16 protein-coding genes and 1 pseudogene are annotated in these 16,898 nt (G+C 47.3%); 3 read left to right on the top strand and 14 right to left on the bottom strand.

Annotated elements, in window-relative coordinates; genetic code table 11:
- The 6 genes from JO375_RS09580 to kduI all read right to left on the bottom strand — a co-directional run.
- Nucleotides 1-1,693 (bottom strand): fibronectin type III domain-containing protein (locus JO375_RS09580; RefSeq protein WP_229524245.1); only part of this gene is annotated, 1,693 nt, incomplete at its 3' end.
- A gap of 479 nt (nucleotides 1,694-2,172) precedes the next feature.
- The gene (locus tag JO375_RS09575) at nucleotides 2,173-3,336 is read right to left on the bottom strand and encodes a cation:proton antiporter (protein WP_229524244.1); all 1,164 of its coding nucleotides are present in this window, start codon (nucleotides 3,334-3,336) and stop codon (nucleotides 2,173-2,175) included.
- Between the two features lie 325 nt (nucleotides 3,337-3,661).
- Nucleotides 3,662-4,906 carry a CynX/NimT family MFS transporter gene (locus tag JO375_RS09570; protein WP_229524243.1) on the bottom strand — a complete coding sequence of 415 codons (1,245 nt, stop codon included), beginning with the start codon at nucleotides 4,904-4,906 and terminating at the stop codon, nucleotides 3,662-3,664.
- Nucleotides 4,907-5,155: 249 nt separating this feature from the next.
- A complete protein-coding gene (kduD, locus tag JO375_RS09565) occupies nucleotides 5,156-5,932 on the bottom strand; it encodes a 2-dehydro-3-deoxy-D-gluconate 5-dehydrogenase KduD (RefSeq protein WP_229524242.1) in 777 nt (258 codons plus the stop codon).
- Nucleotides 5,933-5,986: 54 nt separating this feature from the next.
- Complete coding sequence (locus tag JO375_RS09560; protein ID WP_229524241.1) at nucleotides 5,987-6,631, bottom strand: bifunctional 2-keto-4-hydroxyglutarate aldolase/2-keto-3-deoxy-6-phosphogluconate aldolase; 645 nt, start codon at nucleotides 6,629-6,631, stop codon at nucleotides 5,987-5,989.
- A gap of 79 nt (nucleotides 6,632-6,710) precedes the next feature.
- Nucleotides 6,711-7,541 carry a 5-dehydro-4-deoxy-D-glucuronate isomerase gene (gene kduI, locus JO375_RS09555; RefSeq protein WP_229524240.1) on the bottom strand — a complete coding sequence of 277 codons (831 nt, stop codon included), beginning with the start codon at nucleotides 7,539-7,541 and terminating at the stop codon, nucleotides 6,711-6,713.
- Between the two features lie 340 nt (nucleotides 7,542-7,881).
- Between kduI and JO375_RS09550 the strand changes: the two genes are divergently transcribed.
- On the top strand, nucleotides 7,882-8,838 hold the full coding sequence (locus tag JO375_RS09550) for a sugar kinase (protein ID WP_229524239.1): 957 nt from the start codon (nucleotides 7,882-7,884) through the stop codon (nucleotides 8,836-8,838).
- A gap of 179 nt (nucleotides 8,839-9,017) precedes the next feature.
- On the opposite strand, the gene JO375_RS09545 is transcribed toward JO375_RS09550, so the two are convergent.
- A complete protein-coding gene (locus JO375_RS09545; RefSeq protein ID WP_229524238.1) occupies nucleotides 9,018-10,031 on the bottom strand; it encodes a LacI family DNA-binding transcriptional regulator in 1,014 nt (337 codons plus the stop codon).
- 219 nt (nucleotides 10,032-10,250) lie between these two features.
- The gene (locus tag JO375_RS09540; protein ID WP_229524237.1) at nucleotides 10,251-11,660 is read right to left on the bottom strand and encodes an MATE family efflux transporter; all 1,410 of its coding nucleotides are present in this window, start codon (nucleotides 11,658-11,660) and stop codon (nucleotides 10,251-10,253) included.
- A gap of 349 nt (nucleotides 11,661-12,009) precedes the next feature.
- On the opposite strand from JO375_RS09540, the gene JO375_RS09535 reads away from it, so the two are divergent.
- A complete protein-coding gene (locus tag JO375_RS09535) occupies nucleotides 12,010-13,017 on the top strand; it encodes an acrylyl-CoA reductase family protein (RefSeq protein ID WP_229524236.1) in 1,008 nt (335 codons plus the stop codon).
- Between the two features lie 133 nt (nucleotides 13,018-13,150).
- Here the strand turns inward: JO375_RS09535 and JO375_RS09530 are convergent.
- From JO375_RS09530 to JO375_RS24525, 6 genes and pseudogenes are all read right to left on the bottom strand, one after another.
- Nucleotides 13,151-13,310: pseudogene (locus JO375_RS09530) on the bottom strand (carbohydrate ABC transporter permease); the annotation flags it as partial.
- Nucleotides 13,311-13,371: 61 nt separating this feature from the next.
- Nucleotides 13,372-14,271, bottom strand: a complete 900-nt coding sequence (locus JO375_RS09525; RefSeq protein ID WP_229524235.1) for an alpha/beta hydrolase — start codon at nucleotides 14,269-14,271, stop codon at nucleotides 13,372-13,374.
- Nucleotides 14,272-14,442: 171 nt separating this feature from the next.
- Nucleotides 14,443-14,721 carry a hypothetical protein gene (locus tag JO375_RS09520; RefSeq protein ID WP_229524234.1) on the bottom strand — a complete coding sequence of 93 codons (279 nt, stop codon included), beginning with the start codon at nucleotides 14,719-14,721 and terminating at the stop codon, nucleotides 14,443-14,445.
- A 42-nt stretch (nucleotides 14,722-14,763) separates the two neighbouring features.
- Entirely contained in the window at nucleotides 14,764-14,910 is a 147-nt protein-coding gene (locus tag JO375_RS09515) for a hypothetical protein (RefSeq protein ID WP_229524233.1), read from the bottom strand.
- A 150-nt stretch (nucleotides 14,911-15,060) separates the two neighbouring features.
- Nucleotides 15,061-15,273, bottom strand: a complete 213-nt coding sequence (locus tag JO375_RS09510) for a cold-shock protein (protein WP_229524232.1) — start codon at nucleotides 15,271-15,273, stop codon at nucleotides 15,061-15,063.
- Between the two features lie 116 nt (nucleotides 15,274-15,389).
- Complete coding sequence (locus tag JO375_RS24525; RefSeq protein WP_267497682.1) at nucleotides 15,390-15,512, bottom strand: hypothetical protein; 123 nt, start codon at nucleotides 15,510-15,512, stop codon at nucleotides 15,390-15,392.
- 221 nt (nucleotides 15,513-15,733) lie between these two features.
- On the opposite strand from JO375_RS24525, the gene JO375_RS09505 reads away from it, so the two are divergent.
- Nucleotides 15,734-16,783, top strand: a complete 1,050-nt coding sequence (locus tag JO375_RS09505) for a stalk domain-containing protein (RefSeq protein WP_229524231.1) — start codon at nucleotides 15,734-15,736, stop codon at nucleotides 16,781-16,783.
- Nucleotides 16,784-16,898: the final 115 nt, after the last annotated feature.

Raw genomic sequence — 16,898 nt, 5'->3', positions numbered from 1 at the left:
CCACTTCCAGATCATATCCGGTTGCTCCTGTTACTGCTGTCCATTTCAACGCCACTGTGGTGTTCGTAGCTCCACTTACAGCTAGACCTGTTACTTCTGCTGGAAGCGTTGCTTGCGTCTGCAATGTGCTCCAGGCACTTGTGTTCTTGTCTGTTTTTGCACGTACACGGTACTTGTGCGACGTGCCCGCACTCAACCCACTATGAGTGAAGCTAGTTTCGGTTACGGCTGGCTGGATGACTCCATCTGCCTCGACCTCATAGCTTCCTGCTCCAGCAATCGGTTCCCAACTCAGTGTTATCGCGCTCGTCGTTGACGTTGCTTTAGCCACTGGCGTGTTCAGCAAAGTCACACCGGTGACGATCTTGCTCCACGCTCCTACTCCTGCTGCGTTTTTCGCTCGTACTCGGAACGTATGCTCGCTATAGCCTTCTAATCCCGTTGTGGTATAGGTCAAATTATTTACAGGAACCGTAACTCCGTCTACTTCTACTTCGTAACTAGTTGCTCCACTTACCGCCGACCAAGCTAGAGTTATAGATTTATTCGTTGTCCCTGTTATATTTAAACCTTCTACTCCGGCAGGTAGCGTAGTTTGATTTACAACTTTACTCCACTCACTTTCGTTGTTACTGGATATTGCTCTTATAGAGTAGGTATGCTGGCTACTTGGTTTAAGCCCTTCATGGAGGTATGATGTAACGTTCCCGACATTAATTGCCGCTCCCCCATCCAGCTTTATTTCATAGGATTCAGCTCCTGTTACAGCCTCCCAGTTAAGCTGGTTTGCCTCACTAAGAGGCTGAAATCGAAGTAATGGAATACTTAAAAGTGTCCTAGCAGAAAAGGGCTCTGACCACTCACTAACCCCCAAGTTGTTCTTTGAACGGATTCTGAAGGAGTACGCTGTATCGTACTTTAGATTTCCAGCAGAATATTGATTTCCGTAAAGTGTCTTAACCACTGTTCCGTCTTGCTCCACTTCATACTGCATTGCATTGGCAGCACCTAACCACTTTAGCTGGACGTTATTCCCTGATACTATGGCAGTGATATTTGTCGGTGTTAAAGGCAATTCAGTGGGTATAGTAGGATTCGCTGTTGGGTTAAAATTGGATGAATCAGGCTTCACTTTATAATAAGGGTTTATTTGCGACGCTAAATCTACGACAACTCCCGTATCGGCATTTATAACCAATTTAACAGGAGTCTCATAGCTATATACATTTCTTGGGGTCTGAAGACCAAACGCATCTTCGCTGGAACGCGTCCACTTCCCAACTTCCATGCCATTTTGTTTATACTCCATTACGGAAGATATAAAATAAATTTTATCGAGGCTCACAACAAATGCATGGGGAATATACCCTGTATAATCAGATGTATAAGATCCAAACTGAGCAGATTGAACATCTGCTTCTGTGCCTGAAGCACTTAAATATCTGGAGAATGAGTAGCCTTTAGCAGAAAAAGAATCATTTCGCACCCAAGAAAATGATACCCTTCGCTCGTTCGCATAAATAGCATCTCCCCTTTTCACCAATACCTGTCCATAATCTGATGAGGCTGATAAAATTGTATCCTTGTCTGCTGCGAAAGCACCTGGAATACCCCCTGCCCACTGGAATTGTACCAAAAACAATACAGCAAACAATATACTTGCCCATCTAGCTCTTACTTTTTTCCCCACCACAAGACCTTCTTCCTAAACTGATATTAGATTAATTTAATTATGTTGCTCCTTGTAATATTCAAAACACCGTCCACATGATTCTTATCTCCTAATTTTTCCCTCCCCCAACATAAGATATATCATAAAAAAAGAAATTAATAAATATAAATAAATTCATGAATTCCAAATAAAATCTAAGTTCATTCCCTCCCTACGGCTAACCTCATACTAACAATAATATAACATCATATGTCATAGACGGAGTAAAACAAGCAATTATAAGAAGCCTACTCTATACGTCCGTTATTTATTTTCCGATGATCAAGCAATACTTCACAGCCTTATCCCAGTCTTAAATTGCTGCACCTCATTAAAATATATATGTACGTAAAAAGACCCTTCGGCCACTTCCCTTGTGTCATGGAAAATCCGATTTGCTATAAACCAGACTTTCCATGCACGTTGTGAGAATCGAACCCGAAGGGTCTTTCTTTGGACTCCTAATTTCCCCTTTGAACGGAATGCTTCTGATCGCTAAAACATAGCTTGAGAATCGGGGGAGCAGCCAAGGTCGTCAGAATGACGGCAATGATCACCGATGTAAAATATTGCTGTGCCAGCAGACCCGTCTGCAGACCGGCAGCTGCGATAATAAGCGCGACTTCACCACGCGATATCATCCCGGAGCCGATCGCAAGCGAAGAACGGTTATCAAAGCCCGTCAACCGTGCCCCGATGCCTCCCCCGATCAACTTTGTCACCAGCGCAATCAGTGTCAGGGCAACAACAAATCCAAGCTGCTGTCCCACGCCCTCAAAAGAAACATTTAATCCAATACTGACAAAAAACACTGGAACAAAAATGGAATAAGCGATAGGCTCCACCTTTTCTTCCACGTCGTGCTTATAGTCGGTTTGTGCGATGGCAATTCCGGCAGCGAAGGCTCCGATTATCCCTGCCATCCCCAACATCTCAGCAAAATACGCAAACCCAAAGCAAATAATCAACGCAGCCGTGATGACTGCTTCAGTCACTTTTAGTGGAGCAAGTATTTTCATCATCCACGGAACAACCAACCATCCCCCCAGCACAGCTCCGACGAAGAAGATCAGCTTTTTGCCGACAAGAAGCCCCAATGACATCTCCTGCCCGCCCATACCGAACACACTCATCATCACTGCAAGCAACACCACAACGAGCACATCATCCAGCACAGCCGCACCCAAAATAGTCGAACCTTCCCGGGTATTAAGCTTGTTCATATCCTTGAGCACCTGCACCGTAATGCTTACAGAAGTAGCGCTCAGGACAACCCCGAGGAACCACCCCTCATGCACCGAGAATCCAAAGGTTTCCCCTATACCAAAACCACAGACCAATGGCAATACAATACCTCCGACCGCCACCGCTACAGCAGGTTTCCAATTACGCCTGAGCTGATTCAGGTCAGTCTCCAATCCGGCAATGAACATCAGCAGCAGCACACCGATCTCAGACATATCATGAATCAGCGAATCATTCTGAACCCAGCCTAATACGGCTGGCCCGAGCACGATCCCCGCGATCAGCTTACCCAGCACCGCTGGTTGACCGAGCCGGACTGACAGATGACCCGCGACTTTTGTAAACAACAGAATCAGCAGAAGATATAGTATAAATTGCATAGGCTGATAACCTCCTTTTTTTAAGATTTGGACACATTTGCACAGCATCCAGAATTTCAAAACATTCTCATAGTCATAAAATGTAAAATAAACGTGCAAAATATGAGACCTGGAACATAACAACCCTGACCAAATAAAAAGGGAAACCTCGAGCACGACGCAGGTTCCCCTACAAAAGACAAAGAGGAGCCTTGGTGACAGGCTCCTCCGGTAATTCATGTTCATTTGATGTTGTCGGTCATGCTCGCGCAAATAGCGCCTTTATAACTTTATTATATATTTTCTGCAAACCCGTGTAAACATGTCGAATCAGCTTTCTGCCTTTTCACATATCGGTCGCGGCCTGATCATCCACCTCGCCTCCGACATATCGTTTCCTCGCTGCCCCCAGTCCTGCAAACACAAGTAAAACGCTCAGACCCAAAAGCAGCAGCAGCGGAATCGTCCAGCCTTGTGTCGCATCATGCAAGTAGCCGAACAGCGTTGGTCCAGTCGCCGCCAGCAAATAACCGAAAGATTGCGCCATACCAGACAGCTCTGCGGCCTGCTGCGGTGTCCGTGTCCGCAAGTTAAAGAACATCATCACCAACGGAAAAGCAAAACCGCCTGCGATGCCGATACAAATAACCCAAATCACACTCCACTGCGTAGCCCCCAGCAGAAATCCGCCCAAACCGATAAAATACAGCGATGCCATAATGAGGACCAATACCCGCTGATCCTTCAACCGCGCCGCCCAAATTGGCACAGTGAAGGTAACCGGCATTTGTGAAAACAGCAGCATCGACAGCATCCAGCCCGCCGTCTCGGAATCCATTCCCTGTCCGGTCAGCATCTCGGGAAACCAGGCAGCAGGGATATAAAACAGGGCGGATTGCAGCCCCATGAACAACGTCACCTTCCAGGCCAAAGACGATCTATACACATTGACAGTTCGGTCGGATATGGCCGCCTTTTTAACTGTTTTACGCGCTTTGAGAACCTGGGGAAGCCAAAGTAAAATGCCAATAACACCCATAACCGCCCATATGCCCAACGCACCGCGCCAGCCCATACCTCCGCCTAAAGCGAGCGGTATGCTCAAACCGGATGCTGTTGCAGCCACCACATTCATCGATACTGAATATACACCAGTCATCAATCCACTGTTGTGGGGAAACTCCTCTTTGATCAGGCTGGGCAGCAGCACGTTGCACACGGCGATAGCCAATCCCAGCATGGCTGTTCCGGCAAATAATGCGGTCACTCCCAACGTGGAACGTACCACAATACCTGCGGTCAGCAGCAGCAAGGCTGCAAATATAACACGGGACGACCCGAAGCGGCGCGACAGGTTAGCTACAAAAGGCGACAATAGGGCAAAAGCAAGCAGCGGCAATGTCGTTACCAAGCCGCTTAGTGTATTCGAAATATGCAAAGAATCCTTAATCAAGCCGATAAGGGGCCCTACAGAAGTAATCGAAGCACGCAAATTAGCACCGACCAGGATCACTCCCGCAGCAAGCACCCAAGGACCGGCATACCGCAAAGATTTGTATTCTAAAGCTCGTTGGTGTTGCTGTGAATTCATCTCTCTATTCTCCAATCCCACTGTGTTATGCTCAAAGGCTCCAACCGAGTGTACGGCTGGAGCCTGAGCAATTTTCTCTTAATTAAATTATAAAGGCATTGGTGCCATATGCATAGAACGGATCAACAAAGTACTTGGAATCTTCCAATTCAGCGTACAGCTCCAGCAGAACAAGCAAAGGCTGCCCGCAAGGATTTTTTCCTACTTGAGGCAGCCTTCAGTTCTTGACTCAGATGTGTTCCGCGGTGCTTAACGTACCAGCCAGCCGCCATCCACCGCAAGGATATGACCATTCATGTAATCGGAACCCTTGCTGGCGAGGAATACAACAACTCCCATCAGATCGGAAGGGTCGCCCCAGCGGCCCGCAGGAATACGCGATAAAATTTCCTGATTGCGGCTCTCGTCCGCACGGATTGGAGCTGTGTTCGCAGTAGCAATATAACCAGGAGCAATCGCATTAATCTGAACATTATGAACCGCCAGCTCGTTGGCAAATGCCTTGGTCAAGCCAGCCACTGCGTGCTTACTCGCTGTATACGGCGGAACGAACTTGCCGCCCTGGAAAGCAAGCATAGAAGCGATATTGATAATTTTCCCGCTTTTTTGCTCTACCATCACTTTCGCTACTTCCTGACTCAGATGATATACAGCATTCAGGTTGATTTCCATGACAGCGTCCCAATCCTCATCCTTGTACTCCAACAAAGGAGCACGACGGATCGTACCCGCATTGTTTACAAGAATATCAATCTTGCCGAATTCCTTGACGCATTCTTCTACAATCTTCTTAATCGATTCTTTTTTCGTCAGGTCAGCTTGATAAAAGACAACCTTCACACCTGTAGGTTCCAACAGACGTTTGGTTTCTTCATACGCTTCAACGTTAGCTACAATGAACAAATCAGCGCCCGCTTGGGCCAAAGCTACTGAATAGCCCTGCCCTAAACCCGTGTTGCCTCCTGTTACAATAGCTGTTTTGCCTTTCAGATTGAAAAAGTCTAATGAAAATTGCTCCAGGCCCATATTTACGCCTCCATCACAGTTTAGTATAAATCCATATCTTCTTGAACATTACAGTTACAATGCTGCGCGAACCTCTTTATATTTGGCTACATAGCGCGCCGCGTTTTCGGTAATCAGATCATAGCGGCCTTCCTTGGCAGGATCCGTGAGATTACCGCCAATTCCCACTGCAACACAGCCGTTCCGCAGCCAGGTCTCCATATTATCCAAATCAACACCGCCGGTTGGCATAATCTGCACATGAGGCATTGGACCTTTGACTGCCTTGACAAAATCAGCGCCCATCGTATTGCCCGGAAACAGCTTGACAACATCACTGCCTAATTTCATGGCTTCCTTGATTTCATTCAGCGTCATACAGCCAGGCATATAAGGGATTGCGTACAAATTGCACAGCTTGGCGGTTTCTTCTTCAAAAGAAGGACTCACGACAAACTCAGCTCCAGCCAAAATAGCAATTCTCGCCGTCAGCGCCTCCAGTACAGTCCCCGCACCAATCACAGCCCGATCCTTACATTCGTCTTTTAATCTACGAATGACCTGATCCGCATCCGGCGTAGTAAACGTAAGCTCAATATTGTCCAGACCGCCTTCAATGCAGGCTTTGGACATTTGGTACGCTTCCTCCGCTGTGTTTCCCCGAATAACTGCGACGACACCAACCGAAGTGATACGCTCCAAAACTTTCTTTTTTGTCATGTTCCTGTCCTTTCCACGAATGGGATGGCCATGTACCATCAACTGCTTACAGGTCTTTTGCTTCAAAACGCCTGACGGATTAACGCAACTCGCTCATGGCTACCTGATCCATGTCTTTGTATGTTTTATTTTCACCGGCCATGCCCCAAATAAAGGTATAGCTGCCTGTAGCCGCACCACAGTGGATGGACCAAGGCGGAGAAATCACTGCTTCATCATTTTTCATAACCAGATGGCGAGTCTCATTCGGCTCACCCATCAGGTGGAACATCCTGGCGTCCTCATCCAGCTCAAAATAGAAATATACTTCCATACGACGGTCATGGACATGTGTCGGCATCGAGTTCCACACACTGCCGTTTTCCAGCGTCGTCATGCCCATCACCAATTGGCAGCTTTGAATGCCTTCATCATGGATAAAGCGGCGCAACGTACGACTATTCGCCGTTGCCTGCGAACCGAGACTTTCAGACGGCACATCGGCAAAAGACTGCTTTGTCGTCGGATAAGTGGTATGAGCCAAAGCCGAAACGATATAAAATTTTGCAGGCTTTTTGCTGGAATCGCTTTCAAAGATCAACTCCTTGCTACCTTTGCCAACGTAGAGGCAGTCTTTTGTGGCTAGCTTATAGGTCTCACCGTCTACCTTTACCGTACCGCTGCCGCCGACATTAAAAACGCCCAATTCGCGACGTTCCAGGAAGGTAGCCGCTTTGATTTGATCGCTGCCTTCCAGCGCGACAGATTTATTTACGGGATGAATGCCCCCGATAATGACACGATCTTCATGCGTGTAGACCAGCTTTACTTCCTCAGGCACAAACAAATCCTGAATCAGATAGTGCTGCCGCAACTCTTCAGTCGTAAAATGCTTGGCATGTTCAGGATGAGTTGAATAACGCATTTCCATAAAAACATTCCTCCTGTTTAGATAAACTTTTTTATCAGCGGAATTGTTATAAAAGCGATTTCTAACTCTACTTCTTAGCTAGAATTGTAATTATTATCTAAGAGGGTGTCAACTCAAAACTTGACTACTCCTTGAAAAGTCCTTATTATTCATGAATTTCTACATGTTTTTTACCTTCTAATAAACAAAAACATATTTTTTTATCTTCATGAACCGAAAAATTTTTAACGTGCATATCAACTTTATTATTGTAGAAAACCGATTTATGTGATAATTTCAATCTATTCATTTGATGCATACGCTTACATGTATAGTTTACTAAACAAAAGGAGGGATTCACATGACCGCAACATTGGATGCAGTTACCTTCGGAGAACCGATGGCCATGTTCTATGCCAATGAAGCAGGCTCTCTGAAGGAGGCACGTTCATTCACCAAAGCGCTGGCCGGGGCGGAGACGAATGTTTCGGCCGGTTTGGCGCGTTTGGGGCTGAGAGCGGGACTCGTGACCAAACTCGGAGCGGATACATTCGGCAGGTTCATTGCCGATGCGCTGCGTCAGGAAAAGATTGATACCCAGAACGTCATGTTTACCAAAGAGCACTCTACCGGAATGCTGATTAAATCCAAAGTCACGAGCGGTGACCCGGAGGTGGAGTATTTCCGCAAACACTCTGCTGCTTCCACACTGAGCATCGCTGATTTTAACGAAGCCTATTTTGCCGGGGCTCGTCATCTGCATTTTACAGGTATTTCTGTCGCACTTTCCCCAGAGTGCCGCGACTTCGCGCGACATGCAAAGCAGTTTATGAAAAAGGCGGGAAAAACGGTATCCTTCGATCCCAACCTCAGACCCAAGTTATGGCCTGATACCCCAACGATGGTGGAGGCGATTAATGAAGCTGCCGAGGGCTGCGACTGGCTGCTGCCAGGTATTCATGAAGGTAAAATATTGACAGGTTACACCTCACCTGAGGATATCGCCTCGTTTTATCTTGAACGTGGTACCTCGCTGGTCATCATCAAGCTGGGTACAGAAGGCGCCTATTATAAATCCGCAGATGCAAAGGGATATGTCAAACGCTTCCGCGTGGATCATGTTGTCGATACGGTCGGGGCCGGCGACGGCTTTGCCGCAGGCGTCATTAGCGCGCTGCTGGAAGACTTGCCTCTGGCAGAAGCGGTCAAGCGCGGGAACGCCCTTGGTGCACTGGCCGTCATGTCGGCTGGAGACATGGACGGCTATCCAACGCGAGCCGAGCTGGAGTCCTTTTTGCTCAGCGCCAGCACCAATTAGGCCGAGCTTACTCTCCGCATGGCCCTTACCACCAGTAGCGCAAGCTCAACAAGGCCGGAGCCAAGACCTCCCTTCATTGCAAATAGCCCGCATTCGCTTTTGTGTGTCTGAACAGCATATGCATGCTCAGGCGTACAAAGGAATACGGGCTATTTTTACATGTATGACTTGCTGCTCGTCTACAGCATTTTGACGGATTCCCCCCGATTGATATCCGGTACAAAGCGGTAAATGATCGGAACCGATTCGCCGCCCTCCTCAATGCTGGACAGGAGCGTCTTGGCGGCCTGCTTCCCCATATCCCCAATCGGCTGCGTAATGGTCGTAATCGGTGGATTGTAAATATGGGCAAACTCCGCATCGTCAATTCCGATAATGGACAGCTCTGCCGGAATTCGCATACGACGGGCATTTACATATTTGAGCACTTCTGCCAGCACGATATCATTCCCGGCCAAGAGGGCTGTCGGCGGCTCTGGCAGCTGAAACAGCTCCTTCAGCGTCTGCTGGATTTCCTCCCTCGGCACACTGTGCATGTATTCCTCACGGAACGGCAGGCCAGCCTCCTCCAGCGCTTTTTTGTACCCGCTGAGCCGCTCGACTCGCGGCGTAATCCGGTTCACTCCAAGCGGCAGGGTAATCAGCGCAATCCGTTCATGCTTATGGGATACCAGCTCCTGAATTGCCAGCTTGATCGCCATTTCATTATCCAGCAGCAGGCTGCGTGTATTCACACCGTCCACCAGACGGTCCAGGAACACCAACGGATACTTTTCACGAATGAGCTGGTTGTAAATGTCGGCATGCTTGCCTGTCGGGAAGATAATCAAGCCATCAACCTGCCGGGCCTTGAGCATCTCAATATACTGGCTCTCCTTGTCCGGATTTTCGTCGGCGTTACAGATGATCACCTGAATGCCAAAATGCTGCAATTCCTCCTCAATCGCACGGATGGACTGGATCGACAGCGTATAATCAACGTTGGCTACAATAACACCTACCATGAAAGTTCGGTTTTGCTTCAAACTGCGGGCCAGCCCGTTAGGCTGATAATTCAGCTCCTGAATCACCTCGGCAATCCGGTCTCTGGTCTGGTCGCTCATATATTTATATCGTTTGTTCAGAAATTGCGAGACAGTGCTTTTAGACACCCCCGCTCTCTGGGCGACATCTTCAATCGTCGGCTTCTTCATCGGTACACTCCTTGTCCTTCATGAACTGCATTGGTGCAACAAAAGTATATCTTTTTTTTAGTAAATTTACCATACTTCTATTTATAAATGCCATTATTAACTTCCGGTTTCTACCTGGTCAGCAAAAAGAGGCAATTCAAGATATCCTCTTGAACTGCCTCTGTGTTTACACACTTGTCGGAAAAGATGGATTCCAACTAACCCCAAATACTGCTTGAATCAGTGTGCTGGAATGGGGGCTGCAGGCTGATCCGACGAATCGTACTCGACGAGCGAATGCTTTTCCCACAAACGGCTTCTCCAGCGGACGTACATGATGACAGCACGAGTCCATTCATCCGCGGCAATAGCCAGCCATACGCCCGCGAGTCCCATATCCAGCTTGAACACAAGCAGGTAGCCGAGCGGCAGGCTCATGCAGATCATGGAGATCAACCCCATAAAGACCGGGAACTTGGCATCTCCGGCAGCACGCAGCGAGTTAATAATGACGATATTCGTCGTCCGGCCGGTTTCCAGCAGCATGCTAAGCAAGATGACCTGTGCGCCCAAACGGATAATTTCAGGATTTTCGGTGAACAGACTGAGCAAAGGTACACGGAAAAAGATAACTACCGCGTCAATCACCACGGTCACGAGCAATGCCCATTTCACGCTGCTCAATACGCGTTTGTAGGCCGTATCCTTCTGTCTGGCTCCCACGTGCCTTCCCACCACGATCGCCGTGCCCATGCCAACGGCCATACTGAATAGATAAATGTAGCTTGAGATGTTATTTGCATACTGACGCGTTGCCATCGCTTCTGCGCCCAGGTATGTCACGTATAATGTGAATATGAGCTGACACGACTGATACATGATGGACTCCAGCGCAGACGGTACGCCGATCCGTAAAATTTTAGCGATAAATTCCCGGGACAACTGGATGTAATATTTCCACTCGACACGTACTTCGGTTACCCAGTACATCAGCCAGAAAAAGGCCAAGAGACAAATAAAGCGGCTGCCTACTGTAGAAATCGCAGCCCCCTCTACGCCAAGCGCAGGCATTCCCCAATGCCCGAAAATCAAAACATAGTTGCCAAGGACGTGAATTACGTTCATCAGCATTGATACATACATCGTTTCTCGGGTAAACCCGTGTGTACGAATGGTCGCCGCCAGCGCGTTAATCAATGCCTGCAGGAAAATGGCGCCGCCGACGATGCTCATATAGGATTCTGCATAACTCAAAATTTCTCCCTGTACATTCAACCATTGCAGCATATGAGTACCAAACACTAGGAAAATGACGCTAAGTAACAGACCCACCAGTAAGTTCAACGTGATGGCCGTACCCGTAACCTGAGCCGCTTCAACAAGTTTTTTAGAACCGATATATTGAGCTACGACGATAGCAGCGCCGTTGCCGATAACCTCCAGTACAAGGATGGCGATTGAAATAATTTGGTTGGACGCGCCCACACCCGACACTGCATTATCAGATACAGAACTGATCATAAATGTATCGACGCTTCCCATTAGCATAAACAGGAATAATTCGAGAAAAATAGGCCATGTCAAACGGAACAAATTCAGTTCCCTGGCTTCGGACAATACCGAGCCATTTTTTAGTGCTCTGGTTGTCATTCATTCACCTTTCTTCATAGATTTTTTAATGATCAAGAGGTATGTTAGCATAGTCATTCTGAAAATACATCCCGTTTTCGTAAAATGATTTGTAAAAAACGTAAGAATTCATTTATCACTTTCTTATGTATTGATTATCGAACTTTATTGAAACACCCTATGAACGCTTCAGCCTGTAACCCAAGCTTTTCCGACGGAATTATAGGCATAAGTGTATAATATAGGATGAGCCTGTGAGCATTACCGCTGATAAGGCTGCGCAGCTGGTTATATGCTATCTAAGTATGACTTGTGAGGTAAAGAAAATTCGTCAGCATAGACTTATATTGCAATAAAGGAGGCTTTTATAATGACTCAATCATTTCAAGCCCTTGTCGTTGATCAGACGCAAGACGGTGCAGTTCAGGCAGAGGTGCGCTCTTTAGAAGCCAGCCATTTACCTGCTGGAGAAGTATTGATTCGGGTTGCCTATTCCAGCATCAATTATAAAGATGGGCTTGCCGCACGCAAGGATGGCAATATTGTCAAAGCCTATCCCTTTGTACCAGGCATCGATTGCTCGGGGACTGTCGTATCTTCGGAGGATAGCCGCTTCAGCGCAGGACAAGCGGTGCTCGTTACCGGATACGGGCTCGGCGTGTCTCATTTCGGTGGCTTCAGCGAATATGCTCGCGTCCCTGCGGATTGGGTCGTTCCGCTCCCTGACGGACTCACGCTCAAAGAAGCGATGATTTACGGGACAGCCGGTTTCACGGCAGCCCTGTCGCTATATCGACTGGAGCAAAACGGCGTTGCGCCAGATCAGGGCAATATACTCGTCACCGGAGCGACAGGTGGTGTCGGTGGCGCGGCCATTGCCCTGCTGCACAAGCAGGGCTACCATGTCGTAGCCAGCAGCGGCAAAGCCGACGCGCACGAGTACCTCAAGGCGCTCGGAGCAGCCGAGGTCATTTCGCGCGAGGAGGTCTACGACGGCGCGGAGAGCATTAAGCCGCTGGGCAAGCAGCTTTGGCAAGCGGCCGTCGATCCTGTAGGCGGAAAGCCGCTCGCTTCGCTGCTCAGCAAGATCGCCTACAACGGCGCGGTTGCCGTGAGCGGCCTGACAGCTGGCACGAAGCTGCCTGCTACGGTGCTGCCGTTTATTTTGCGCGGTGTAAGCCTGCTGGGCATAGATTCCGTCTTCTGCCCATACGACACCCGCGTAGCGATCTGGAAGCGACTCGGCAGCGACTGGAAGCCGGAGCGGCTGGAGCAGCTTGTGGAGCGCGAAATCGGGTTGGCCGATCTGCCAACTGCACTGGAGGATATCCTTGCAGCCCGCTCGCAAGGAAGAACGATTGTGCGGTTGGCTGACTAAGCGGACGTAATGATTTCATTTAACAAAAGAACCTTCATTTCCACTTACATAGTGGTTTTGAAGGTTCTTTTGCATCATTTATGGGATTCGCTCACTTGAGTGTACCCTTTTGGGGCAGCCCCGTCTTTTTTTCGTGTGAAGCGAAGGCCAGGTTAAAGTCTGTATTTAACTGCCCCTAGAAAGACATACTGGACGAGCGGCAGTGTATACTGCTCCGGGTTGCTGATCATAATGAGCGGCAGCAGAAAGTCATTATAGGTGGACAGACAAGTGAGAATGCCCACGGTAGCACTGCATTTTCGTGGCCTTTGATTGATTAAATCGAGTGAGCGGGCGAGGTCTTCATCTTCCACCTCAGCGAAAGATACGTTGCGAAAATTGATACAGCCCACTGCTCCAAACTTTCCCTTCATGTCCTCCCACATCTAGATACCACATGTGCGGGATATTCATGGTATTCAAGCTATTATGGAAATTTTGGCTGATCCCAAGCAGATTATCCGAAGATCCGCATGACAGCCACAGCAGTTTCAGTTGGCTGGCAACCTGAGACGGATTGGAGATGAGCTGCGATGCCGACTTCGTATTAGGAGCGGATGAGAACGCGCCAATCCAGGAGAATTTATCCAAATGGGTTAATCCGAAGTTCAGCGATTGTCCACCTCCCATCGACAAGCCGGCCAGCGCGCGATGCTGCCGATCTTTATACACCGGAAAACGGGAATCGATGTAAGGAATAAGGTCATTGATCAGATCGAACTCAAACTTTTCGAAGGCGGCTACCTTGTCCGGAGCAAAAATATCGCCTATTGGACGATCATCTTTCATTGCGCGGCCGTTCGGGAATACCACAATCATCGGCTCCAGTTTATTCTCGGAGTAGAGGTTGTCGAGAATATTCCTCGGATTCATTCCATTGAGCCATTCATTCTGGTCCCCGCCAATACCGTGCAGCAAGTAGAGGACGTTGTAGGTTTTCGAAGGTGTATAGCCCGGAGGCGTATACACCATCGCGTTCCTAGACTTGCCTACTGTTGTGGAATAATAGGAAATCTGCTGCACGTTCCCGTGCGGGATATTTTGGCGGTAAGCATCATATCCCCGTGGAGCCGGAATCACGGATCCGCTGGCAGCTGCGACAGCAGAACTGCTCAGATCTTGATCTTGTGTTTCGGACGCAGCATAGGACATTGTCGGCACCAGCAACGTACTCACCAAAGCTACACCTAAAACACGAGTTAAGGCTTTCTTCATTTCACTTTTCCTCCTTGATTTGTGAATTCTATTGACCTTGCTAGTTTGGAGTGAACTCTGATTCACTCTGTTCTGTTACTCTCTCAGAAGCTATTCTCCTTGCTACTATCAATTTGTAAGCAATTTCAAAACTGAGTGTCCTTCCCCTCCCCCTACCTGCAGCACCCATGCTCAAGAATCAAAGCAATGCTCAGCTATTAATGTAAGCGTATCCAAATGTATGGTACCATAATTTTCATAATATGTAAATTGCGTTTTGTGGATTGAATAGCCAGAAAGATCACCCTCATAAATAGTTGTCCCGTTTTCTGTTGATAATTCAATATTGTCTTGTATGTCTGGATAAGGTGCTGTTATCAGGCTAAAGCCCAGATGAATGACGAGTCCCTCAAGCGATTTTTGGCGTTCGTATGCCTTATTCGCACAAGCGGGCAGTCTGCTGCCTGGCATGTTCATTCTAGCATTGCTTACCTACATGAAAAAGAACCACCCCTACCCAAGCCAGCTGGCTCGCTGCCCCACCTCCTTCGGATCAGAGCAGGCTGCCGGCGCATCCGGCCCTTTTGAGGAATAGCCTGCAAACAATCCCGCTAACAATAGTACCGAAAGTAATGACACCAATATCTTGGACAACTTCATGAAACGCCCCCTCCTGCTGTTTTGGAAGCAATATGGCTACTATGGCCATTCCCATGTTCAAGCTTCCATAACCAAAAGCCGCTCAGCATATCGCTGGAGCGGCTTTTGGTGTTCATAGATTTTGCAAGTGTAGTCATCACACTTACTTTATTAAGAGCGTTGGGCGACAAAGGAATTGCCCGCCTGATTGAGTATCGGCAGCATCCGCATTTCCTGCCCCATCGAGGATTGGCAGAGCGGACAAACCGGTTCGCTCAAAAAGGTAAAATCCGTTCGCATCCAGCCGTTACAGCCCTCATTTGCACATGCCCAAATGGCTGTATTTTCCTCTGGAATGATCTCCGGGGCTTGGCGTCTGTACATCTACATTCCCCCTCGATTTTTATTGGGTAATCCCCTGTCTGCATGCTGATCATTCTCTCCTGTGCGGGTATTAATATGCTCCAAACTCCAAAAAATATGCGTATTTTACCAAAAGATTATTTAGGGATAGCCTTGGTCCAGAAGCCGCCATGAAATGGCTTGGGTTCAACCGTAATGACATTATAGCCTTCAAGCTTCGTACAGGTCACACTCAGGTAATGGCCACATGTCTTCATCAACAGGTCTCGTTGTCTTGTATAGCGGGCTTAGTTGCTCTAATCCGCTGCTTTTACAAAAAACATTTATGAAAACAGGGCAACTTTTACGGTTATCCCTGCGTCTAACCAATATAAGCACAACCAACAGCGACTCTTCCAAATGTGTTGGATTTTGCAGGCGTTAATGTTACTCTAGTCTATGGACCATGCTATAATTCTTAAATAAAGGGGTAGACCAACGAATGAAATCATTGAAATCCACGAAGAAACCTGTCATCATTACTGCTGTTTCGGCCTTGGCAATCTCTGGGGCTCTGTTCAGCCAATCTACATATGCTGCACAACTGACTAAGCCAATCAATGCAGTTTATAACAATATTAAAATCATTTACAACGGAACAGAAGTTCCTTCCGATGCCAAAACAGAACCATTCCTTCTGGATGGCGTGACATATATTCCGCTGAAGCTGGCAGGTACAGCTTTGGATAAAAAAGTGCAATGGGATGGCACCAACAAACGCATAGTTATTACTGACAATGGTGTTCCGATTGATCAATCTACAGTTACAGCACTGAACAACCAGATTACAACACTGAATCAGGAGCTAAGCACGGCGAAAGCAGCGAATACGACTAAAGATGCTACCATTGCCCAGTTGCAAAAAGACAACCAGGCGCTAAAAGATGCAGCAAGCAAAAGCAGCTCTGATACCTTAAAGGACCTTGAACGCCAATTGAATAGAGACTATCGCGATACAAATAACGCCAATGCAGATATTACCCTGAAAGGCGATAAAAACGATATTACGGTAACCATCGAGTTGACAGAAAGTAGATGGAACGATATTTCGAATAGTAGACAAAAATCTTATCTCGAAGATATTTCAGAGGATATTTTAAAGAGCTTTAAAGATGCTGATATTGAAGGAACCGTGAAAAACTCAAGTAACGGAAACAAACTTGCAACTTTTGATTCCGATAAGAAGGGAAATGTGGATATAGAAAAACTATCCTCTAAAATTGATCTGAGTGAAATTAAAAGAGTCTTGCTCAACGACTTTGACCGCAAATACAACAATGTTTCCTTAGATTTTAGCGTAAAGGGCGACTCCAGTGAGGTTACTGTCGATGTTTATGTTAAAACGGATGATTGGAACAGTCTGACTTACTACCAAAAGAATAGAATCCAAGAAGATATTATTTCTGACATTACAAATAAAAATGTATCACGTGTAAAAGGTATTGTTCATTCGAACGAAAACAATGGCACACTGGCAACATTCAACTACTAAGTTGAATGAATACTAAAAACAAGAGGGGGTCCAAAATGGACTCCCTCTTTAGACTGTCGAAATTTTCTCGATAGTCTTTTTTTATATTCAATTCATTTAATACGGCACCCATTAA

It is taken from the genome of Paenibacillus farraposensis (assembly GCF_020736845.1).
GTDB classification, from domain to species: domain Bacteria; phylum Bacillota; class Bacilli; order Paenibacillales; family Paenibacillaceae; genus Paenibacillus; species Paenibacillus farraposensis.
This window is presented reverse-complemented; position numbering and strand designations above follow the sequence as displayed.